The following is a 20,123-nucleotide window of genomic DNA, read 5'->3' as shown; positions in this document are numbered from 1 at the left end:
CCTGCCGGAAATGCTGGCGGTGGAACTCGGCTGCTGCCTGGAGCACGACCCGGAGGGGCGGCGGCGGATCGCCGCCTTCATCCGCGACGACATCGCCAACGCCTGCGCCCACGGAAACGCCCGCCACGCGGCGGCGCTGGTGGGGGTGCTGCGGGGCTACCTGTCGCACCACAAGGATCTGTACGCGCCGCGGAACATGGCGGCCTGAAAACGATTAATCTGGCGGAGAAGACGGGCGCGCCGGGGATCGTCCCGGCGCAGAACGGCCCGCGCTGATGATGGAGGACGCCCTTGCCGCTCCGGAAGATCCGCCTGGAACTCGCCCGCACGCCCGACCACCCGGACGGCAGCGGCGAGCATGGTTACGAGTTCACCGCCCCGCTCGACGCCGAAGGACATTTCGACGCCGACGAGTGGCGCGCCAGCCGCGACAAGTGCACGGTCCACCGCTTCTGGCGCGGAGAGGATGACCAGCGCGGCCGCCTGATCCACCGGGGCACGCGCTGGGCCTTCCATTACGACGGCGACGACGAGGACGAGGGCGACGAGCCGATCTTCCGCTTCGACCGCCACACCTTCACGCAGGGCGAATACGTCTCCATCACCGAGCACGACGGCGAGATGCGGACCTTCCGCGTGGTGCGGGTGCAGTAGCGCCCGCCTTTCTCCCCGGCATACCACGCCCGCACGCCGTAACGCGTGACGGCGGCGTGGAATGTGCTATCTATCCGGCCAGCGGATCTGCCGAGGAGAGAGTTCTTTGCCCGCCGATAGCCGGAACACCCCGGACGACGCGCTGGTACTGGCGCTGCCCAAGGGTCGCATCCTGAAGGAACTGCGGCCGCTGCTGGCGCACGCCGGCATCGTGCCGGAGCCGGAGTTCGACAACGAGAACAGCCGCTTCCTGCGCTTCGCCACCAACGTGCCGAACCTCAGCATCATCCGCGTGCGCTCGTTCGACGTCGCCACCTTCGTCGCCTTCGGCGCGGCGCACCTGGGCGTGGCCGGCAACGACGTGCTGATGGAGTTCGACTATCCGGAGATCTACTCGCCGCTCGACCTCGGCATCGGCAAATGCCGCCTGTCGGTGGCCGAGCCGGAGGCGCTGGCCGAGGGCGACGACCCGGAGCGCTGGAGCCACGTGCGCGTCGCCACCAAGTACCCGGAGGTCACCCGCAAGCACTTCGCCGCGCGCGGCGTGCAGGCGGAGTGCGTGAAGCTGAACGGCGCCATGGAGCTGGCGCCGACGCTGGGGCTGTGCCGGCGCATCGTCGACCTGGTCTCCACCGGCTCGACGCTGAAGGCCAACGGGCTGAAGGAGGTGGAGCACATCGCCGACGTCACCTCCCGCCTTATCGTCAACCGCGCCGCCTTCAAGACGCGGCCGGACGAAATCTCAGCGTGGATCGGGAAGTTCCGGGAGGCCGTGAATGCCGCTCAGGCTTGACAGCAAGGACGCCGCTTTCGCCCAGGCCTTCGAGGGGCTGCTGCACGCCAAGCGCGAGGTCAGCGAGGACGTGCAGGCCACCGTGCACGCCATCCTGGAGGACGTCCGCGCGCGCGGCGACGCGGCGCTGCTGGACTACACCGCCCGCTTCGACCGGCTGACGCTGACCGCTGACCAGCTCGCCATCCCGGCCGACGAGGTCGAGGCGGCGCTGGCGCGCGTGCCGAAGGACCAGCTGGCCGCACTGGACGTGGCCGCCGAGCGGATCGAGGCGTTCCACCGCAACCAGAAGCCGGAGGCGCTGGACTACCACGACGCCCAGGGCGTGCGGCTGGGCGCGCGCTGGACGGCGGTGGGGGCGGTCGGCCTGTACGTGCCGGGCGGCACGGCGGCGTACCCATCGTCGGTGCTGATGAACGCCATGCCGGCCAAGGTGGCGGGCGTGGAGCGCATCGTCATGGTCGTGCCGACGCCCGACGGCAAGCTGAACCCGCTGGTCCTGGCGGCCGCGCGGCGCGCGGGCGTGAGCGAGATCTACCGCGTCGGCGGCGCCCAGGCGGTGGGCGCGCTGGCCTACGGCACCGCGACCATCCGGCCGGTCGACAAGGTGGTCGGCCCCGGCAACGCCTTCGTCGCCGCCGCCAAGCGGCAGGTGTACGGCGTGGTCGGCATCGACAGCATCGCCGGCCCGTCGGAGATCCTGGTGGTCGCCGACCGGCACAACGACCCGGCCTGGATCGCCATGGACCTGCTGAGCCAGGCGGAGCACGACACCTCGGCCCAGTCGATCCTGATCACCGACGACGCGGACTTCGCCGACGCCGTCGAGAAGGCCGTCCAGAAGCACCTGGAGACGCTGCCGCGCACGGCCATCGCCGCCGAGAGCTGGCGCGAGCACGGCGCCGTCGTGGTGGTGTCCGACCTGGACGCCGAGTCGCCGGCACTGATCGACCGGCTGGCGCCGGAGCACCTGGAACTGGCCGTCGAGGATCCCGACGCGCTGGCCGCCCGGGTGCGCAACGCCGGGGCCATCTTCCTGGGCCGCCACACGCCGGAGGCCATCGGCGATTATGTGGCCGGCCCCAACCACGTGCTGCCCACGGCGCGCAGCGCGCGCTTCTCCTCGGGCCTCAACGTGCTCGACTTCATGAAGCGGACGACCTTCGTCGCCTGCGATCCGGCCAGCCTTCAGGCGATCGGGCCGGCGGCGGTGACGCTGGCGCGCGCCGAGGGGCTGGACGCGCACGCGCTGTCGGTGGCGCTGCGATTGCCGACGGGAGGTGCGGCGTGAGCGGACGCTCGCCCCGGCGCATCGTCCACGTCACGCTGGACGAAAAGACCGTCGTCCGCCGCAAGCCGGAGGTGGAGCACGAGCGCGCCGTCGCCATCTTCGACCTGCTGGAGGACAACCAGTTCTGCCCGTGCGAGCACCCGGACGATGGGCCGTACCACCTGCACCTGTCGATCGAGGACAACCGCCTCGTCCTCGACATCCGGCGCGAGGACGACGCGGCGCTGACCAAGATCATGCTGCCGCTGTCGCCGTTCCGCACCATCGTGAAGGACTACTTCCTGATCTGCGAGAGCTATTACAACGCCATCAAGCGTTCCACGCCCTCGCAGATCGAGGCCATCGACATGGGCCGGCGCGGCCTGCACAACGAGGGGTCGGAAGTGCTGCGCGAGCGGCTGGCCGGCAAGGTTGACCTGGATCTGCAGACGGCGCGGCGCCTGTTCACGCTGATCTGCGTCCTGCACATCCGCGGCTGAGGGTGGCGGCGGAATGGCTCCGGTACGACAGCCGCCCCCGATTTCCAGTGTCCTGTTCGCCTGCACCTACAACATGATCCGCTCGCCCATGGCGGCCGGATTGCTGCGCCATTTCCACGGCCAGCGGATCTTCGTCGATTCCGTCGGCGTGCGCGACGGCGATGAGGTCGACCCCTTCGCCGTCGCCGTGATGGAGGAGATGGGCATCGACCTCTCCCGCCACGTCTGCAAGACCTTCGAGGAGCTGGAGGACACCTCCTTCGACCTCATCATCTCGCTGTCGCCCGAGGCGCAGCACCGCGCCATCGAGATGACGCGCACCATGGCCTGCGACGTGGAGTTCTGGAACACCTTCGACCCGACCCTGGTCGACGGCAACCGCGAGGCCATGCTGGACGCCTACCGCAAGGTGCGCGACGGACTGCTGGACCGCATCAAGGAACGCTTCCCGCTGACCCGCGGGCCGACGGTATGACGCGGAATTGAACGCTGTGCGTTCAACGCTTGTCGTGCAGCGATGGGCGTACTAGCTTAAGCCATGATCCTGAGCTTTCGCGATGCCGACACGCGGGCGTTGTTCGAGGGGCGGAGCGTTCCGCGCTTCGCCAACATCGCCAGGGTTGCCATGCGAAAGCTCGACATGCTGGATGCTGCCCGGTCCCTCGGCGATCTGCGCTCGCCACCCGGCAACCGCCTGGAAGCGCTGAAAGGAGACCGAGCCGGCCAGCATTCGATCCGGATCAACGATCAGTGGCGGATCTGCTTCCGGTGGGGCGATGAAGGGGCCGAGGGCGTCGAGATCGTGGATTATCACTAGGGCTGGAGGTCGCTCATGCGCGTGAGGACGCATCCGGGGGAAGTGCTGCGGGAAGAGTTCATGGAGCCACTCGGGCTCAGTGCCCATGCCTTGGCCATGGCGTTGCGGGTGCCGGCCACACGCATCGGCGAGATCGTGAAGGAGCGGCGGGGGGTCAGCGCAGATACGGCTCTGCGGCTGGGGCGCTATTTCGGCACGACGCCGGAGTTCTGGCTGAACCTCCAGCAGGCCTACGATCTTTCGCTCGCACGGAACCAGACGGGCGACACCATCGACCGAGAGGTGTCGCCGCGCGCGGCGTGACAAGGAGCGGGAACGTCCGGCAACGCCGCCGCACAATTCAGGACATTCTTAACCTTCCGTGCTATCTATGAGCGCAGTGTCCTGGAGCAGGCGGCGCCGCACCCTCGGCGTCGGGAAATCATGAAGGTCGCGCAGCCTCCCGTCGTTCCGATCCCCGAGCGCAAGCCGGAGCCGGCGCCGCCCCCCGCCGGCGCGGGCGGCGCGGGATTTCGGGCCGTCATGGCCGAGGTGGCGAGTCCGGCCGCCGGGCGGCCGGGTGCGGCACGCCCGGACACCAGCCGCTCCATCGCCGGCCAGAGGATGCCGCCGCTGCCCGGCATCAAGCCGGAGCCGCCGTTCCAGCTCGCCAACGGGCAGGCGATGCCGCCGACGCCGGGCGTGAAGCCGGATCCGCTGATGGTGCTCTTGCCGCAGACCCCCGCCACCAGCCGGATCGTCGAGGCGAGCCAGCGCGTGGCCGGCCTGTCGGGGCACAGCTTCACCGCCATCCTGGCGCAGGCGACGCAGGAAAGCGGCCTGGACGCCACCGCCAAGAACAAGTCCAGCTCGGCCGCCGGTCCCTTCCAGTTCCTGGAGCGCACGTGGCTGGGCCTGATCGGCCGGCACGGATCGGCCTACGGCCTGGGCGATCTGGCGCGGCAGGTGGAAAGCCGCAACGGCATGCCGGTGGTCAAGGACCCGGCGGCGCGCAAGCAGATCCTGGAGCTGCGCCACGACCCCGACGTCGCCGCCGGCATGGCCGCGCGCTATCTGGCCGAGGGGCGCGAGCGGCTGGAACGCAGCCTGAAGCGCCCGGTCACCGAAACCGAGAGCCGCATCGCCTACGTCATGGGCGTGGGCGGAGCCGCCAAGCTGATCAAGGCGGCCGAGGCGCAGCCCGGCGCGGTGGCGGCCGAGATCCTGCCCAACGCGGCCAAGGCCAACCACAACCTGTTCCACGATCGCGCGTCGGGCCGGGCGCTGACCGCGCAGGAGACCGTGGCGCGCCTCGTCCGCCGCATGGAGACCGAGCAGCGCGACATGTTCGCGGCCATCGCGCGCGCCGCCGAACCGCCAACGCCGCTGGACGGCGGCGCCTCGCCGCTGGCCTCCTTCCGCACCGCCGCGGCCCCGGCGGAGGAGGGCGACGGCACCGTGAGCTGAGCCACGCGAGCAGCAAGGCCGGCGCGGCGGGCGGAGATGGTAAACCCACTTGACCCGGCGCCGCCGTAAGGTCAGTTATTGCCGCGAAAACCAGGACGGACCTGTGGGTTTGGCTTATGGCGAAGGAAGACTTGATCGAATTTTCCGGTGTGGTGGTCGAGCTGCTGCCGAACGCGATGTTCCGCGTGAAGCTCGACAACGAGCACGAGGTGCTGGCGCACACGTCGGGCAAGATGCGCAAGAACCGCATCCGCGTGCTGGCGGGCGACCGCGTCAACGTCGAGATGACGCCCTATGATCTGACCAAGGGTCGGATCACGTTCCGCTTCAAATAAGCCGAAACAGGTCCAGGTCCAACATGGCGAACGCCCCCGCGGCGCATCCTCTCGTATTGGCGTCGGCGTCGCCCCGCCGTCTCGATCTGCTGCGCCAGATCGGCGTCGTTCCGGCCGCGGTCGATCCCGCCGACGTCGACGAATCGCCGCTGCCGCGCGAACTGCCGCCCGGCCACGCCGCGCGCCTCGCCGCCGCCAAGGCCGAGGCCGTCGCCGCGCGCCATCCGGGCGCCTTCGTCCTGGCCGCCGACACCGTGGTCGCCTGCGGCCGCCGCATCCTGCCGAAGGCGGAAACCGAAGCGCAGGCGCGCGCCTGCCTGGACCTGCTGTCCGGCCGCCGCCACCGCGTGTACGGCGGCGTCGTCCTGCTGGCGCCGGGCGCCGACGGGCAGCCGCCGCGCGTGCTGGACCGCCTCGTGCGCACCGACGTGACCTTCAAGGCGCTGTCGCACGAGGAGGTGGAGTCCTACATCGCGTCCGGCGAATGGCACGGCAAGGCCGGCGGCTACGCCATCCAGGGCCGCGCCGCGGCGTACGTGCGGTGGATCGGCGGTTCCTACAGCAACGTGGTGGGGCTGCCGCTGCACGAGGTGGCAACGTTGCTGCACGGCGCCGGTTATCCTCTCTCGTGAGCCGAATCGACATCCTGGCGGACCGCTCCGGCCCGCTGACCCGCGCCGCCGTGCTGACGGACGGGCGCCTGACCGACCTGTACATCGACCACGCCGGCCGCCCGTCGCTGCTGGGCGCGGTCTTCCTCGGCCGTGTCGAGCGGATCGTCACCGGGCTGGACGCCGCCTTCGTCGATCTGGGCACCGGCAAGTCGGGTCTGCTGATCGCGGCGGACGCGCGCGGGCCGAAAGGCAGGGTGGAGCGCATCGGCACGCTGCTGCGCACGGGGCAGCCGGTGCTGGTGCAGGTGAAGGCCGACGCCGTGGGCGCCAAGGGGCCGACTCTGACCATGGACGTGACGCTGCCCGGCCGCTTCCTGGTGCACGCGCCGCTGGCGCGCGGCGTGGCGGTGTCGAAACGGCTGGGCACCGGGCCGGCGCGGGCCGAGCTGATTCGCCGGCTGGAGTCCGTGCTGGTGGGGGAGGGCTGGATCGCCCGCGCCGGTGCCGCCACCGCTACGCCCGACCAGCTGACGGCGGAGGCCGATTCGCTGCGCCTCGCGTGGCGGGCCATCGCCGATTCGGTGCAGGGGCCGGCACCCACCTTGCTGCGCGCCGGGCCGGACGCGCCGACCCGCGCGCTGGTCGAGCATGGTGCCGCGGCGCCCGCCATCACCGTACAGGGCAAGGAGCTGCTGCGTACGCTGGTGCGCTGGTGCGAGGGCATGGCGCCGGACCTTGCGGGCCGAATAGCACCCTATGACGGGACGCCGGGCCTGTTCGAGATGCGCGACCTCGATTCACGGATCGCCGGGCTGGTGGGCACGCGGGTGGACCTCTCCGGCGGCGGTTCGCTGGTGATCGAGCGGACGGAGGCGCTGACGGTCGTCGACGTCAACGCGGGAGAGCGCGGCAACGCGCTGGACGTCAACCTGGAGGCGGCGGAGGAGATCGCCCGCCAGCTGCGCCTGCGCAACGTCGGCGGCATCATCGTGGTGGACTTCGTGAACATGAAGGGCCGCAGCGAGCCGGAGCGGGTGCTGAACGCGCTGGCGCACGCGGTTGCGGACGACCCGTCGCAGACCCAGGTGTACGGCATGTCCAAGCTGGGGCTGGTGGAGATGACGCGCGCCCGGCGGGGCACGGCCCTGGCCGACCTGCTGTCGCTCTCCGACGATCTTTAGGGCGGCGATCTGTAGAGGAAGGTTATGAGCAAGGCATCGAAGGGTGGCTGCCCGATCTGCGGGCGGCCCGAGGAGGCGGCGTTCCGCCCGTTCTGCTCCAAGCGCTGCGCCGACGTGGACCTGTCGCGCTGGCTGGGCGGCGTCTACCGGGTGGAGACGGAGGAGCCGCCGGAGGGTCCCGGAAAAAATGTCGGGTCCGATGACGAATAGGTGACGAAGGGGCTGGACAGGGCCAAGCGATCTGCCTATAAGCGCCTCCACCAGACGCCACGGCGGCCCAGCCCGCCGGTTCGGCAGGTAAGCCCAGGTAGCTCAGCTGGTAGAGCAGGGGACTGAAAATCCCCGTGTCGGCGGTTCGATTCCGTCCCTGGGCACCATTCTCTTCCATGCGGTGGCGCTTTTCGATGGCCCGCCGTCGGATGCCCAGGTAGCTCAGCTGGTAGAGCAGGGGACTGAAAATCCCCGTGTCGGCGGTTCGATCCCGTCCCTGGGCACCACTTTCTCTCCCAAAGATCGCCTTGCACAGGCTTCGGCCCGCCGCCCTCATCCGGTGGCGAGGTTCAGCAGCAGGCCGGCGGCCGAGCAGGCGGCCAGCGTCGTCAGCATCCCCAGCTTGAAACGGAACACCGCCAGCAGGGCAGCGACGGTCAGCGCCAGCGACGCCGGGTCGATGGAGGCGGGGACCGGGACGTCCAGGGCCATCGGGCCGAATCGAACCTCCGCCACCTGCCGGAACAGGACGTGCAGGGCGAACCAGATCGCCAGGTTCAGGATCACGCCGACCACCGCCGCGGTGATCGCCGACAAGGCACCGCCCAGCGCGCGGTTGCCGCGCAGCGCCTCGACGAAGGGCGCGCCGAGGAAGATCCACAGGAAGCAGGGCACGAAGGTCACCCAGGTGGTCAGCAACCCGCCCAGCGTGCCGGCCAGCATCGGCGGCAGCGCGCCGGGCTCGCGGAAGGCGCCCATGAAGCCGACGAACTGCACCACCATGATCAGCGGCCCCGGCGTCGTCTCGGCCATGCCCAGGCCGTCCAGCATCTCGCCGGGCTTCAGCCAGCCGTAGGTCTCCACCGCCTGCTGCGCCACGTAGGCCAGCACCGCGTAGGCGCCGCCGAAGGTGACCACCGCCATCTTCGAGAAGAACACGGCGATCTCGCTGAACACGTTGCCCGACCCCAGCGCCAGCGGCAGCGCCAGGACCGGCCCCAGCCACAGCAGCAGGCAGACGGCGGCGACCCTGAGGGACCAGCCGAGCGTCGGGCGCGCGTGGGCCGGCGTGGCCTCGCCCAGCAGGCTGTCGGCGTCGGCCACGACCGCTCCGCCGGCCGCACCGTGCCCGCCGCCGACCAGGAACGCCGGGTGCCCCAGCCGCCCGCCGGTGAAGCCGATCAGGCCGGCGGCCAGGATGATGAGGGGGAAGGGGACGCCGAAGAAGAAGATCGCCACGAAGGCGGCGGCGGCAAGGCCGAGCATCACCCGGTTCTTCAGCGCGCGCTTGCCGATGCGGATGACCGCCTCCAGCACGACGGCGAGCACCGCCGCCTTCAGCCCGAAGAACAGCCCCTGCACGACGCCGACGTTGCCGAAGGCGGCGTAGAGCACGCTGAGCGCCATGATCGCCAGCACGCCCGGCAGCACGAACAGGATGCCGGCAATCAGCCCGCCCACCGTGCGGTGCATCAGCCAGCCGATGTAGACGGCCAGCTGCTGCGCCTCCGGCCCCGGCAGCAGCATGCAGTAGTTCAGCGCGTGCAGGAACCGCGTCTCGCCGATCCAGCGCTTCTCCTCGACCAGGATGCGGTGCATGACGGCGATCTGCCCGGCCGGGCCGCCGAAGCTGAGTGCCGCGATGCGCGCCCACACCCGCGTCGCCTCGCCCAGGCTCACCCCGTGCCCGCCGTCCGGACGGACAGGCGCGGCGGCGTCCAGGGTGGGGGTTGCGTCGGCCATCGGCGGTCTCCTCGGCGGCGTTCGTGGACGTGCCTTTAGAGATCCTCCAACACGGGGGCTCCGCGCAACGTTCGTCTTACGGCGGGGCGGGGCGGTGCGCGCGCAGGAACGCCTCCACCGCCGCGGCAACCACCGGCCCGTCGTCGGGAACCGGCAGGCCGAGCAACCCCGGCCAGAACAGCTGTTCCTTGACGCCGCCCAGGAAGAGCGAGGCGGCCATGGCCGGGTCCGGCGCCGCCAGCGTCCCGCGCGCGTGCTGGGCGGCGAGGTAGGCGGCCAGCGGCGCCACGGCCGGCCCCTTTCCTTCCTTCAGCAGGTCCTGGGCAAGCTCGGGGAAGCGCCGGTGCTCGGCGATGACGAGGCGCAGCAGGCCGGTGACCTCCGGCCGGCGCAGGTGGGCCAGCAGGCCGTGCGCGAAGGCGGGCAGCGCCGACTCCGGCGCGCGGTCGGCGGGCAGGCGGCCGCCGTCCTGGGCGTTCAGGTCCTCGTACAGGCGTGCCACGACCGCGCGGAACAGGTCGCGCTTGCTGGGGAAGTGGTTGTAGACGGTGCGCTTGGACGCCCCTGCGTCGGCGGCGATGGCGTCCATGGACGCGGCACCATAGCCCTGGGTCAGGAAGGCGCGCGTCGCCGCCTCGACCACCGACCGGCGCTTGGCGTCGCCGCGTGTGGCGGCGGGGGCAGCGACAGGATCCGTTGACATCCATTCCTCGTGAAGTACACTGCACGGTGTAGTGTAGATGTTCCGCCGGACCAGGGTAATCCAAGGCCGCGCGGCACGGGAGGGGGAAAGCGTATGGAAAAGCGCACTTTGGGAAGCGGGATCGCCGTCTCGGCGATCGGCCTCGGCTGCATGGGCATGTCCGAGTTCTACGGCCCCACCGACGACGCCCAGTCCCTGGCGACGCTGGAGCGGGCGCTGGAGTTGGGCGTCACCCATTTCGACACCGCCGACATGTACGGCTCCGGCCACAACGAACGGCTGCTGGCGGGCTTCCTGGCCGGCAAGCGGGAGCGGGCGGTGGTCGCCACCAAGTTCGGCATCGTCCGTAAGCCCGGCGAATACGCCCGCACCATCGACACCAGCCCGGACTACGTGCGCCGGGCGTGCGAGGAGTCGCTGACGCGGCTGGGGGTCGAGACGATCGACCTCTACTACGCCCACCGCCTGAACCGCGACGTGCCCATCGAGGACACGGTGGGCGCCATGGCGGAGCTGGTGCGTGCGGGGAAGGTGCGGGCCATCGGCCTGTGCGAGGTGTCGGCGGCGACGCTGCGGCGCGCCCACGCCGTCCACCCCATCGCGGCGGTGCAGAGCGAGTACTCGCTGTGGACCCGCGACGTGGAGGACGAAGTGCTGCCGGCCTGCCGGGAACTGGGGGTCAGCCTCGTCGCCTACTCGCCATTGGGCCGCGGCATGCTGACGGGGGCCATCACCAATCCGGATCAACTGGCGGAGGGCGACTTCCGCCGCCTGTCGCCGCGCTTCCAGGGCGAGAACCTCGACGCCAACCTGCGGCTGGTGGAGGACGTCCGGCGGCTGGCGGTGGCCAAGGGCTGCACGCCGGGGCAGGTGGCGCTGGCGTGGCTGCTGGCGCAGGGGCCGGACGTGCTGCCGATCCCCGGCACCAAGCGCATCAAGTACCTGGAGGAGAACGTGGCCGGCGCCACGCTGCGGCTGAAGCCGGAAGAGGTGGCCGCGCTGTCGGCGGCGCTGCCGCGCGGTGCCGCGGCGGGCGACCGCTATCCCGCCGAAGGCATGAAGGGCCTGAACGCATGAGCCGGGAGATTGGCATGACCGAGAACGACGTCGTCGTCACCGCCACCATCGAGGCCGTCCCCGGCAAGGAGGTCGAACTGGCCGAGGCACTGCGCACCCTGTGCGAAGCGACGGTGCGCGAGCCGGGGTGCCGCATGTTCCAGGTGATGCGCGTGCGCGGCCAGCCGGGCGTGTTCGTGCTGTGGGAGCACTTCGCCGACCAGGCCGCCTTCGACGCGCACATGGCGATGGAGCACACAAAGGCCTACTTCGCCCGCGGCCTGGCGCGCGAGACCCGGCCAGTGCGGCACGAGCCGCTGTTCGCGGCATGAGCATCCGGCGTTGGCCCCCTGTGACAGGAAGAGGGCCAACCTTCCGGCAATTGACCTGAGTCATCGTGGGGCGCCGTTCGTGCGTCCATTGTCCGCCCATCGGACGGCCGTTAACCATGACGGCCCGTCCACACCCTTTCCCGCGCGTCGCCGAACAGGCCCGGTCCCCGGTGGCCCTGCCACGCGCACAGTCAGGCGGAACGATCACCATGTCAGTCACCACGCTCGCCGAACTCAACGCCCTCGTCGCCCGCGTCAAGGAGGCGCAGAAGGCCTTCGCCGACTTCTCCCAGGACGCGGTCGACCGCATCTTCCGCAGCGCCGCCCTGGCCGCCGCCAACGCGCGCATCCCGCTGGCCAAGCTGGCGGTGGAGGAGACCGGCATGGGCGTGATGGAGGACAAGGTCGTCAAGAACCACTTCGCGTCCGAATACATCTACAACAAGTACAAGGACGACAAGACCTGCGGCACGCTGGAGGAGGACCGCCACGCCGGCATCATGACGATCGCCGAGCCAGTGGGCCTGATCTGCGCCATCGTCCCCACCACCAACCCGACCTCCACGGCCATCTTCAAGGCGCTGATCAGCCTGAAGACGCGCAACGGCATCGTCTTCTCCCCCCACCCGCGCGCCAAGCGCGCCACCTGCGAGGCGGCCCGGCTGGTGCTGGAGGCGGCGGTGGCGGCCGGCGCGCCCAAGGACATCATCGGCTGGATCGACGAGCCGTCGCTGGAGCTGTCCAACGCGGTGATGCGCCACCCGGACATCAACCTGATCCTCGCCACCGGCGGGCCGGGCATGGTGAAGGCCGCCTATTCCTCGGGCAAGCCGGCCATCGGCGTGGGGGCGGGCAACACCCCGGCGGTGATCGACGAGTTCGCGGACATCAAGCGCGCCGTCGCCTCCATCCTCATGTCCAAGACCTTCGACAACGGCGTGGTCTGCGCGTCGGAGCAGTCGGCCATCGTGGTGGGCGCCGTCTATGACGCGGTGCGCGACCGCTTCGCCCACCACGGCGGCTACGTGCTGTCGGCCAAGGAGGCGGACGCGGTGCGCGGGGTGCTGCTGAAGGACGGGCACCTGAACGCCGACATCGTCGGCCAGTCGGCCCGCACCATCGCCGGCATGGCCGGCATCACCGTGCCGGCCAGCACCAAGGTTCTGATCGGCGAGGTGGAGGACGTGACGGAGGCCGAGGCCTTCGCGCACGAGAAGCTGTCGCCCACGCTGGCGCTGTACCGCGCCAAGGACTTCACGGACGCCTGCGACAAGGCGGCGGCGCTGGTGGCGCTGGGCGGCATCGGCCACACCTCGGCCCTCTACACCGACCAGGACCTGCAGGGGGAGCGCGTGCGCGTGTTCGGGGAGCGGATGAAGACCGCCCGCATTCTGATCAACACGCCGTCGTCCCAGGGCGGCATCGGCGACCTGTACAACTTCCGCTTGGCCCCGTCGCTGACGCTGGGCTGCGGGTCGTGGGGCGGCAACTCGATCTCCGAGAACGTCGGTCCGCAGCATCTGCTGAACCGCAAGACGGTCGCCAAGCGGGCCGAGAACATGCTGTGGCACAAGCTGCCGAAGTCGATCTACTTCCGCCGCGGCTCGCTGCCCTTCGCGCTGGAGGAACTGCGCGGCAAGAAGCGCTGCCTGATCGTCACCGACCGCTTCCTGTTCGAGAACGGCTACGTCAACGAAACGGTCGGCATCCTCAAGGGCCTGGGGCTGGAGGTGGAGACCTTCTTCGAGGTCGCCGCCGACCCGACGCTGGCCGTGGTGCGCAAGGGGCTGGCGCTTGCCAACGCCTTCCAGCCGGACGTGATCCTGGCGTTGGGCGGCGGTTCGCCCATGGACGCGGCCAAGATCATGTGGGTGATGTACGAGGCCCCCGACGTGGCGTTCGAGGATTTGGCCCTGCGCTTCATGGACATCCGCAAGCGCATCTACACCTTCCCCAAGCTGGGCGTGAAGGCGCAGTTCGTGGCCGTCCCCACCACCTCGGGCACCGGGTCGGAGGTGACGCCGTTCGCCGTGGTGACCGACGAGCGCACGGGCGTCAAGTACCCGATCGCCGACTATGAACTGACGCCCAACCTGGCGATCGTCGACGCCGATCTGGTGATGGACATGCCCAAGGGCCTGACGGCGGCCGGCGGCATCGACGCGGTGACCCACGCGCTGGAGGCCTACGTCTCCGTCGTGGCGAACGAGTACACGGACGGGCAGGCGCTGCAGGCGCTGAAGCTGCTGAAGGAGCACCTGCCGTCCGCCTACGTCAACGGCGCCAAGGACCCGGTGGCGCGCGAGCGGGTGCACAACGCCGCCACGCTGGCCGGCATCGCCTTCGCCAACGCGTTCCTGGGCGTGTGCCACTCCATCGCGCACAAGCTGGGGGCGGAGTTCCACCTGCCGCACGGTGTGGCGAACGCGCTGATGATCGCCAACGTCATCCGCTACAACGCCGCCGACATCCCCACCAAGCAGACCGCCTTCAGCCAGTACGACCGGCCGAAGGGTGTCGCGCGCTACGCCGAGATCGCCAGGCATCTGGGCCTGGGCGGCAGCCGCGACCACGAGCGGGTGGAGAAGCTGGTGGCCTGGGTCGAGGAGCTGAAGCGCACGCTGGAGATCCCCGCCTCCATCCAGGCGGCCGGCGTGCCGGAGGCGGAGTTCCTGGCCAAGGTGGATGCGATTGCCGAGGCCGCCTTCGACGACCAGTGCACGGGCGCCAACCCGCGCTTCCCGCTGGTGGCGGAGATCCGCCAACTGCTGCTCGACAGCTACTACGGCCGCGCCTACGTGGAACCGTCGGAGCAGGAAGACGCCGCGGCGCCGGTAAAGGCGCGGGCGAAGCTGGTGCACTCGCGGTAAGGACGGCCGACAAGCCCTTCTCCCCTTGAGGGAGAAGGGTTGGGATGAGGGGTATTTACCGCCGGAGGCGGGACAAAGAGCCTCTCTTCCGGCCATCCGCCCGTAACCACCCTCACCCCAACCGCGACGCCCTTCGGCGTCGCCCCGTCAAGGGAGAGGGGCTCTTGGCGTTCTCACCCCGCCAGTCCCGCCCGCCCGAACACCGCGAACAGGTCCACGTCGGGCACGGCGGCGTCCGGGGCGAGGCGGTCTTCCACGGCGCCCAGGTGCTCGATCATCAGGTCCGTCGCGCGGTCGGCGTGGCCGGTGGCGAGCGCCTCCACGATCGCCTCGTGCTCGTGCGCGGCGCAGTCGGTGGCGGGGCGCACCTCCAGCGCGGCGATGGCCAGCGAGGACTGGCGCACCAGCGTGTCCAGGAAGGCGGCCAGCGTGCCGTTGCCGGCCAGATCGGCCAGCAGCAGGTGGAAGTCGCCGGACAGGCGGATCGAGGCCGCCCGGTTGCCGGCGGCCTCCGCCGCCTTTTCCAGCGCCAGATGCGCGCGCAGGCGCGCCAGCGCCTCCGCCGGCAGGGGACCGGAGCGGGTGAGGCGGTCGAGCAGCCCGCGCTCCACGATGCGGCGCGCCTCGAACACCTCGCGCGCCTCGCGCACCGACGGGCGGGCGACGTAGGCGCCGCGGTTCGGGCGCAGCTCCACCACGCCGATCTGCGCCAGGGCGGCAAGGGCCGCGCGGATGCGCGCCCGGCTGACGCCGAAGATCTGGGTCAGCCGCTCCTCCGTCAGCTTGGTGCCGGGCGGCAGGCGGCGGTCGGCGATCGCGTCGGCGATGCTCTGCACGATGCCGTCCTGGACCGGCGAACGGACCGGCGAGCGGCGGGGGCCGCGAACCGTGCTTCCCGGCGCTTTCCGGGCAGGGGCCGCCATGAGGACGCTCCAGCGGTGAAGATTGTTCTGCCTGGATTGTAGACAATCACAGGGGCGGCTGCCAGCCTTCTTAGACAAGGCTGATCTGCACCAACTCCCGCCAGGATGCCGCGCTTTTCGCCATGGCGACGCGAAAAGCGGCACTTCATTCGCGCAGATGACATCGAACGCCTGAATTCCCGCCGAAATGCAGTTGGCACGCTTCCTGCTGAACCGGAATGCAGATTGTCGACAATCCGCAGGAACGGGGAGAGAGGCCGCCATGCGCACCGGTGCCGCCGTCGAACTGATCGCGCTGAGCAAGGTGTACGGCCGCGCGGTGGCCGTGGACCGCATCGACCTGAAGATCCCGGCCGGGTCCTAATGCTGCTTCCTGGGGCCGAGCGGCTGCGGCAAGACCTCCACCCTGCGCATGATCGCCGGGCATGAGGAGGTCAGCTCCGGCGACATCCTGATCGGCGACACGGTGGTCAACGACGTGCCCCCGGCCCGGCGCGGCACGGCGATGATGTTCCAGAGCTACGCCCTGTTCCCGCACCTGGACTGCGTCGACAACGTCGCCTTCAGCCTGACGATGCGCGGCATGCCGAAGGCGGAGCGGCGGGAGCGGGCGCAGGCCATGCTGGAGAAGGTCCACATGGGCGCCTACGCCGGGCGGCTGCCGGCGCAGCTGTCGGGCGGGCAGCAGCAGCGCGTGGCGCTGGCGCGCGCGCTGATCACCGAACCGGGCGTGCTGCTGCTGGACGAGCCGCTGTCGGCGCTCGACCCCTTCCTGCGCGACCGCATGCGGGAAGAGCTGAAGCGGCTGCAGACGGACCTGGGCATCACCTTCATCCACGTCACGCACAGCCAGAGCGAGGCGATGGCGCTGGCCGATCTGGTCGTCGTCATGAACGCCGGCCGGATCGAGCAGGCGGCCGCCCCGCGCGACCTGTTCAACGCGCCGCGCACGGCCTTCGTCGCCCGCTTCATCGGCGGCCACAACGTGCTGAACCACGAACCGTTCGGCCCCGTGGCCCTGCGCGCCGACCGCATCGCGCTGACCGGCGCCGACGCTCCGCCGCCCGACGGCGTCCTGCACGTGGAGGGCACGGTGAACGCGTTCGAGTACCACGGATCGTCCGTCCAGCTCAGCCTCGCCGTGCCGGGGGCGGACGAGTTCACCGTGGTGATGGACGAGGCCCGCTTCTTCGCCGCGCCGTTCGGCGTGGGTGCCCGGGTGCGCGCCGCGTGGCGCGACGCCGACGTCCACCGCCTCCAGGCCTGATCCTTCTTTTCCCCCCTGCGATCCAGACGGAGTGACATTCATGACGAAGAGCATTGCCGGAAAGCCCACCGCGCTGTCGCGCCGCACCGTGCTGAAGGGTGCGGCCGCCGCCGCGGGTGTCGCCGCCGGGTCGGGGGCCATCACCGGCTTCCCCACCATCTGGGCGCAGAACATCAAGAACGTCACGCTGCGCCAGTTCGGCACCGGCGTGTCCAACCTGAACGCTGTCGCCGACAAGGTGAAGGAGGATCTGGGCTTCACGCTGCAGATGACGGCGCTGGATTCCGACGCGGTGACCCAGCGCGCCGTGTCGCAGCCCAAGTCCTACGACATCGCCGACATCGAATACTGGATCTGCAAGAAGGTCTTCCCGGCCGGCGTGCTGCAGCCGATGGACGTGTCGAAGATCAAGTACTTCGACAAGATCGTGCCGATCTTCGTGAACGGCAAGCTGACGCCCGGCAGCACCGTCGCCCAGGGCACCGCCCCGCACACCGTCAGCTTCGTCGAGGGCAAGGACGCCAAGACCTTCGCCAAGCAGCAGACGCAGTGGATGACGCTGATCCCCACCATCTACAACGCCGACACGCTGGGCATCCGCCCCGATCTGGTCGGCCGGCCGATCACCACCTGGAAGGACCTGCTGGACCCCGCCTTCAAGGGCAAGGCGTCGATCCTGAACATCCCCTCCATCGGCATCATGGACGCCGCCATGGTCTGCGAGGCCATGGGCGAGGTGAAGTACGGCGACAAGGGCAACATGACCAAGGAGGAGATCGACAAGACCATCAAGATCATGACCGAGGCCAAGAAGGCCGGCCAGTTCCGCGCCTTCTGGAAGAGCTTCGACGAGAGCGTGAACCTGATGGCGTCGGGCGAGGTGGTCATCCAGTCCATGTGGTCGCCGGCGGTGGCCGCCGTGCGCGCCAAGGGCATCCCCTGCGTCTACCAGCCGCTGAAGGAAGGCTACCGCGCGTGGGGCGGCGGCCTGGGCATCGCCAAGCACCTGACCGGCCTGGAGCTGGAGGCGGCGTATGAATACATCAACTGGTACCTGTCGGGCTGGGTCGGCGCCTACCTGAACCGCCAGGGCTACTATTCCGCCGTGCTCGACACCGCCAAGCAGCACATGAGCGAGGACGAGTGGGGCTTCTGGATGGAAGGCAAGCCCGCGCAGAAGGACATCCTCAGCCCCGAGGGCAAGGTGATGGAAAAGGCCGGCGCGGTGCGCGACGGCGGCTCCTTCACCGACCGCATGGGCGCGGTCGCCTGCTGGAACGCCGTGATGGACGAGGACCGGTACATGGTCCGCAAGTGGAACGAGTTCATCGCCGCGTGACGTGACACCCCCTCCCTCGCCTCCGGCGGGGGAGGGGCTTTGAGGAGCCCTCATGACCGCAACCGTCCATCCGACCACGGCGGACGCGCAGGCCCGGCGCGGCGGCGCGTTCCGGCGCCGGCTGCCAGTGGCGCCGTACCTGCAGGCGGCACCGCTGGCGCTGACGCTGCTGGTGTTCCTGGTGGTGCCCATCGTGACCATCGTGGTGGTCAGCTTCTGGGATTACGACAGCGTGCGCGTCATCCCCGACTTCGTGCTGACCAACTACGAGGAGCTGCTGGGCTCCCCCGTCACCTGGAAGACGTACCTGAACACGCTGCGCTACGCGGCGCTGGCCTGGGTCTTCACGCTGCTGATCGGCTTCACGGTGGCGTACTTCCTGGCCTTCCACGTGCGCACGGTGACGTGGCAGATGGTGCTGTTCCTGGTCTGCACCGTGCCGTTCTGGACGTCCAACATCATCCGCATGATCTCGTGGATCCCGTTCCTGGGGCGCAACGGGTTGCTGAACCAAGCGCTGCTGGGCATGGGCGTGGTGGACAGGCCGCTGGAGTTCCTGCTGTTCTCCGACTTCTCGGTCGTGCTGGCGTTCGTGCACCTGTACACGCTGTTCATGGTGGTGCCGATCTTCAACGCCATGATGCGCATCGACCGCGCGCTGATCGAGGCGGCGCGCGACGCCGGGGCCAGCGGTGCCCAGATCCTGTGGAACGTGATCCTGCCGCTGACCAAGCCGGGCATCGCCATCGGCTCCATCTTCGTGGTCACGCTGGTGATGGGCGACTTCATCACCGTGCGGCTGATGAGCGGCGGGCAGAGTGCGTCGGTCGGGCTGATGATCGCCAACGAGATCGCGCTGCTGCACTACCCGGCGGCGGCGGCCAACGCGGTGGTGCTGCTGGCCGTCGTGCTCCTGATGGTGGTCGCCATGCTGCGCATCGTCGACATCCGCAAGGAGCTTTAGGCCATGCGCACCCGCACCCCCCGCGGCCTGTCCTTCTACCTGCTGGGCGGCTTCTTCGCGCTGTTCGTGCTGTTCCTGTACGGGCCGACGGTGACCATCGCCATCCTGTCCTTCCAGGGGCCGGACGGCGGCCTGACCTTCCCGATGAACGGCTTTTCCACCCACTGGTTCGCCAACCTGTTCGAGAAGCAGGCGGTGGGCGACTTCGGCGGATCGTTCCGGCGCTCCCTGGTGCTGGGCGTGATCGTCATGGCGCTGACGGTGGTCATATCGGTGACGGCGGGCTTCGCCTTCCGGCGCGGGTTCATCGGCAGCACGGCGCTGTTCTACCTGACGGTGTCCAGTCTGGTGATCCCGTCCATCCTGGTCAGCCTGGGCATCGGCCTGCTGTTCACCATCGCCGACGTGGAGCCGGCCTGGTACAGCTCGGCCCTCGGCGCGCACCTGACGTGGACGCTGCCCTTCGGCCTGCTGATCGTCTTCGCCATCTTCAACCGCTTCGACAAGAGCTATGAGGAGGCGGCGCGCGACCTGGGCGCCGGGCCGTGGCAGACGGTGCGCCACGTGGTGTTGCCCATCCTGCTGCCCAGCATCATCGGCGTGGCGCTGTTCGGCTTCACGCTGAGCTACGACGAGTTCGCGCGCAGCCTGATGACCGCCGGCTCCTTCAACACGCTGCCGTTGGAGATCTACGGCATGACGACGAACGTCACCACGCCGGTGCTGTACGCGCTGGGCACGCTGACCACCGTGTTCTCCTTCGTGGTGATCGGGGCGGGCATCGGCGCGGTGCTGCTGCTGCGCCGCATGCGGGAGCGGGGGTGAGCGCCATGAGGATCCTGGTCGTCAACCCGAACACCACCGCCTCCATGACCGCGCGCATCGGCGCCGCCGCCCGCGCCGTGGCGGCGCCGGGCACCGAGGTCGAGGCCGTCAACCCGGCCATGGGCCCGGCGTCGATCGAGGGCTATTACGACGAAGCGTTCGCCGTGCCCGGCCTGCTGGAGGAGATCGCGCGGGGCGAGGCGGCGGGCGTGGACGGGTACGTCATCGCCTGCTTCGACGACACGGGGCTGGAGGCGGCGCGCAGCCTCGCCCGTGCGCCG

24 protein-coding genes and 2 tRNA genes are annotated in these 20,123 nt (G+C 69.9%); 23 read left to right on the top strand and 3 right to left on the bottom strand.

Features of this window, described 5'->3' with window-relative positions:
- The 15 genes from VED21_RS23895 to VED21_RS23825 all read left to right on the top strand — a co-directional run.
- On the top strand, positions 1-208 hold a 208-nt coding region (locus VED21_RS23895; protein WP_324886739.1), incomplete at its 5' end, for a hypothetical protein.
- A gap of 83 nt (positions 209-291) precedes the next feature.
- Positions 292-654 carry a hypothetical protein gene (locus VED21_RS23890; RefSeq protein ID WP_324886737.1) on the top strand — a complete coding sequence of 121 codons (363 nt, stop codon included), beginning with the start codon at positions 292-294 and terminating at the stop codon, positions 652-654.
- Between the two features lie 106 nt (positions 655-760).
- On the top strand, positions 761-1,447 hold the full coding sequence (hisG, locus tag VED21_RS23885) for an ATP phosphoribosyltransferase (RefSeq protein ID WP_324886735.1): 687 nt from the start codon (positions 761-763) through the stop codon (positions 1,445-1,447).
- Positions 1,431-2,738 (top strand): histidinol dehydrogenase, encoded by a 1,308-nt coding sequence (gene hisD, locus VED21_RS23880; protein ID WP_324886733.1) that lies wholly within the window; start codon positions 1,431-1,433, stop codon positions 2,736-2,738. Before hisG ends, hisD begins: the two co-directional genes overlap by 17 nt.
- Positions 2,735-3,217 carry a UPF0262 family protein gene (locus tag VED21_RS23875; protein ID WP_324886731.1) on the top strand — a complete coding sequence of 161 codons (483 nt, stop codon included), beginning with the start codon at positions 2,735-2,737 and terminating at the stop codon, positions 3,215-3,217. The genes hisD and VED21_RS23875 overlap by 4 nt, the downstream gene beginning before the upstream one ends.
- Before the next feature lie 13 nt (positions 3,218-3,230).
- Entirely contained in the window at positions 3,231-3,692 is a 462-nt protein-coding gene (locus VED21_RS23870; RefSeq protein ID WP_324886729.1) for a low molecular weight phosphatase family protein, read from the top strand.
- A 63-nt stretch (positions 3,693-3,755) separates the two neighbouring features.
- Complete coding sequence (locus VED21_RS23865) at positions 3,756-4,034, top strand: type II toxin-antitoxin system RelE/ParE family toxin (RefSeq protein ID WP_324886727.1); 279 nt, start codon at positions 3,756-3,758, stop codon at positions 4,032-4,034.
- A 15-nt stretch (positions 4,035-4,049) separates the two neighbouring features.
- Positions 4,050-4,337: a HigA family addiction module antitoxin gene (locus VED21_RS23860; protein WP_324886725.1), complete on the top strand. Its 288-nt coding sequence runs from the start codon at positions 4,050-4,052 to the stop codon at positions 4,335-4,337.
- Positions 4,338-4,457: 120 nt separating this feature from the next.
- Positions 4,458-5,480 carry a lytic transglycosylase domain-containing protein gene (locus tag VED21_RS23855; RefSeq protein ID WP_324886724.1) on the top strand — a complete coding sequence of 341 codons (1,023 nt, stop codon included), beginning with the start codon at positions 4,458-4,460 and terminating at the stop codon, positions 5,478-5,480.
- Positions 5,481-5,596: 116 nt separating this feature from the next.
- Positions 5,597-5,815 carry a translation initiation factor IF-1 gene (gene infA, locus VED21_RS23850; RefSeq protein ID WP_324886722.1) on the top strand — a complete coding sequence of 73 codons (219 nt, stop codon included), beginning with the start codon at positions 5,597-5,599 and terminating at the stop codon, positions 5,813-5,815.
- Between the two features lie 23 nt (positions 5,816-5,838).
- Positions 5,839-6,447 carry a Maf family protein gene (locus tag VED21_RS23845; protein ID WP_324886720.1) on the top strand — a complete coding sequence of 203 codons (609 nt, stop codon included), beginning with the start codon at positions 5,839-5,841 and terminating at the stop codon, positions 6,445-6,447.
- Positions 6,444-7,610 (top strand): ribonuclease E/G, encoded by a 1,167-nt coding sequence (locus VED21_RS23840; RefSeq protein WP_324886718.1) that lies wholly within the window; start codon positions 6,444-6,446, stop codon positions 7,608-7,610. The genes VED21_RS23845 and VED21_RS23840 overlap by 4 nt, the downstream gene beginning before the upstream one ends.
- Before the next feature lie 24 nt (positions 7,611-7,634).
- Positions 7,635-7,820 (top strand): DNA gyrase inhibitor YacG, encoded by a 186-nt coding sequence (locus VED21_RS23835; protein ID WP_324886716.1) that lies wholly within the window; start codon positions 7,635-7,637, stop codon positions 7,818-7,820.
- Between the two features lie 91 nt (positions 7,821-7,911).
- A tRNA-Phe gene (locus VED21_RS23830) sits at positions 7,912-7,987 on the top strand.
- A 44-nt stretch (positions 7,988-8,031) separates the two neighbouring features.
- A tRNA-Phe gene (locus VED21_RS23825) sits at positions 8,032-8,107 on the top strand.
- 46 nt (positions 8,108-8,153) lie between these two features.
- Here VED21_RS23825 and chrA read toward each other — a convergent pair.
- Together chrA and VED21_RS23815 are read right to left on the bottom strand one after the other, a co-directional pair.
- On the bottom strand, positions 8,154-9,563 hold the full coding sequence (gene chrA / locus VED21_RS23820) for a chromate efflux transporter (RefSeq protein WP_324886713.1): 1,410 nt from the start codon (positions 9,561-9,563) through the stop codon (positions 8,154-8,156).
- Positions 9,564-9,639: 76 nt separating this feature from the next.
- Positions 9,640-10,266, bottom strand: coding sequence for a TetR/AcrR family transcriptional regulator (locus VED21_RS23815; RefSeq protein ID WP_324886711.1), 627 nt, complete (start codon positions 10,264-10,266; stop codon positions 9,640-9,642).
- Positions 10,267-10,359: 93 nt separating this feature from the next.
- On the opposite strand from VED21_RS23815, the gene VED21_RS23810 reads away from it, so the two are divergent.
- From VED21_RS23810 to adhE, 3 genes are all read left to right on the top strand, one after another.
- Positions 10,360-11,343 carry an aldo/keto reductase gene (locus VED21_RS23810; protein ID WP_324886709.1) on the top strand — a complete coding sequence of 328 codons (984 nt, stop codon included), beginning with the start codon at positions 10,360-10,362 and terminating at the stop codon, positions 11,341-11,343.
- Between the two features lie 14 nt (positions 11,344-11,357).
- Positions 11,358-11,654 (top strand): putative quinol monooxygenase, encoded by a 297-nt coding sequence (locus VED21_RS23805; protein ID WP_324886708.1) that lies wholly within the window; start codon positions 11,358-11,360, stop codon positions 11,652-11,654.
- A 209-nt stretch (positions 11,655-11,863) separates the two neighbouring features.
- Complete coding sequence (gene adhE / locus VED21_RS23800) at positions 11,864-14,524, top strand: bifunctional acetaldehyde-CoA/alcohol dehydrogenase (RefSeq protein WP_324886707.1); 2,661 nt, start codon at positions 11,864-11,866, stop codon at positions 14,522-14,524.
- Positions 14,525-14,697: 173 nt separating this feature from the next.
- On the opposite strand, the gene VED21_RS23795 is transcribed toward adhE, so the two are convergent.
- Positions 14,698-15,360 (bottom strand): GntR family transcriptional regulator, encoded by a 663-nt coding sequence (locus tag VED21_RS23795; RefSeq protein ID WP_324886705.1) that lies wholly within the window; start codon positions 15,358-15,360, stop codon positions 14,698-14,700.
- 460 nt (positions 15,361-15,820) lie between these two features.
- Between VED21_RS23795 and VED21_RS23790 the strand changes: the two genes are divergently transcribed.
- The 5 genes from VED21_RS23790 to VED21_RS23770 form a co-directional block, all read left to right on the top strand.
- Positions 15,821-16,714, top strand: coding sequence for an ABC transporter ATP-binding protein (locus tag VED21_RS23790; protein ID WP_324886741.1), 894 nt, complete (start codon positions 15,821-15,823; stop codon positions 16,712-16,714).
- A 40-nt stretch (positions 16,715-16,754) separates the two neighbouring features.
- Positions 16,755-18,053, top strand: a complete 1,299-nt coding sequence (locus VED21_RS23785) for a PotD/PotF family extracellular solute-binding protein (protein WP_324886703.1) — start codon at positions 16,755-16,757, stop codon at positions 18,051-18,053.
- 52 nt (positions 18,054-18,105) lie between these two features.
- On the top strand, positions 18,106-19,017 hold the full coding sequence (locus VED21_RS23780; RefSeq protein WP_324886701.1) for an ABC transporter permease: 912 nt from the start codon (positions 18,106-18,108) through the stop codon (positions 19,015-19,017).
- Between the two features lie 3 nt (positions 19,018-19,020).
- On the top strand, positions 19,021-19,842 hold the full coding sequence (locus VED21_RS23775; RefSeq protein ID WP_324886698.1) for an ABC transporter permease: 822 nt from the start codon (positions 19,021-19,023) through the stop codon (positions 19,840-19,842).
- Between the two features lie 5 nt (positions 19,843-19,847).
- On the top strand, positions 19,848-20,123 hold a 276-nt coding region (locus VED21_RS23770; RefSeq protein ID WP_324886696.1), incomplete at its 3' end, for an aspartate/glutamate racemase family protein.

The organism is Azospirillum sp., assembly GCF_035627195.1.
Lineage (GTDB): Bacteria > Pseudomonadota > Alphaproteobacteria > Azospirillales > Azospirillaceae > Azospirillum.
The sequence above is the reverse complement of the archived record's forward strand: the minus strand, read 5'-3'. Positions and strand labels throughout refer to the sequence as shown.

Coding starts and splice junctions, on each gene's coding strand:
- hisD (WP_324886733.1), top strand. CDS start 1,431: ATGCCGCTCAGGCTTGACAGCAAGGACGCCGCTTTCGCCCAGGCCTTC.
- VED21_RS23870 (WP_324886729.1), top strand. CDS start 3,231: ATGGCTCCGGTACGACAGCCGCCCCCGATTTCCAGTGTCCTGTTCGCC.
- VED21_RS23865 (WP_324886727.1), top strand. CDS start 3,756: ATGATCCTGAGCTTTCGCGATGCCGACACGCGGGCGTTGTTCGAGGGG.
- VED21_RS23860 (WP_324886725.1), top strand. CDS start 4,050: ATGCGCGTGAGGACGCATCCGGGGGAAGTGCTGCGGGAAGAGTTCATG.
- VED21_RS23855 (WP_324886724.1), top strand. CDS start 4,458: ATGAAGGTCGCGCAGCCTCCCGTCGTTCCGATCCCCGAGCGCAAGCCG.
- infA (WP_324886722.1), top strand. CDS start 5,597: ATGGCGAAGGAAGACTTGATCGAATTTTCCGGTGTGGTGGTCGAGCTG.
- VED21_RS23845 (WP_324886720.1), top strand. CDS start 5,839: ATGGCGAACGCCCCCGCGGCGCATCCTCTCGTATTGGCGTCGGCGTCG.
- VED21_RS23835 (WP_324886716.1), top strand. CDS start 7,635: ATGAGCAAGGCATCGAAGGGTGGCTGCCCGATCTGCGGGCGGCCCGAG.
- chrA (WP_324886713.1), bottom strand. CDS start 9,563: ATGGCCGACGCAACCCCCACCCTGGACGCCGCCGCGCCTGTCCGTCCG.
- VED21_RS23815 (WP_324886711.1), bottom strand. CDS start 10,266: ATGTCAACGGATCCTGTCGCTGCCCCCGCCGCCACACGCGGCGACGCC.
- VED21_RS23810 (WP_324886709.1), top strand. CDS start 10,360: ATGGAAAAGCGCACTTTGGGAAGCGGGATCGCCGTCTCGGCGATCGGC.
- VED21_RS23805 (WP_324886708.1), top strand. CDS start 11,358: ATGACCGAGAACGACGTCGTCGTCACCGCCACCATCGAGGCCGTCCCC.
- adhE (WP_324886707.1), top strand. CDS start 11,864: ATGTCAGTCACCACGCTCGCCGAACTCAACGCCCTCGTCGCCCGCGTC.
- VED21_RS23785 (WP_324886703.1), top strand. CDS start 16,755: ATGACGAAGAGCATTGCCGGAAAGCCCACCGCGCTGTCGCGCCGCACC.
- VED21_RS23780 (WP_324886701.1), top strand. CDS start 18,106: ATGACCGCAACCGTCCATCCGACCACGGCGGACGCGCAGGCCCGGCGC.
- VED21_RS23775 (WP_324886698.1), top strand. CDS start 19,021: ATGCGCACCCGCACCCCCCGCGGCCTGTCCTTCTACCTGCTGGGCGGC.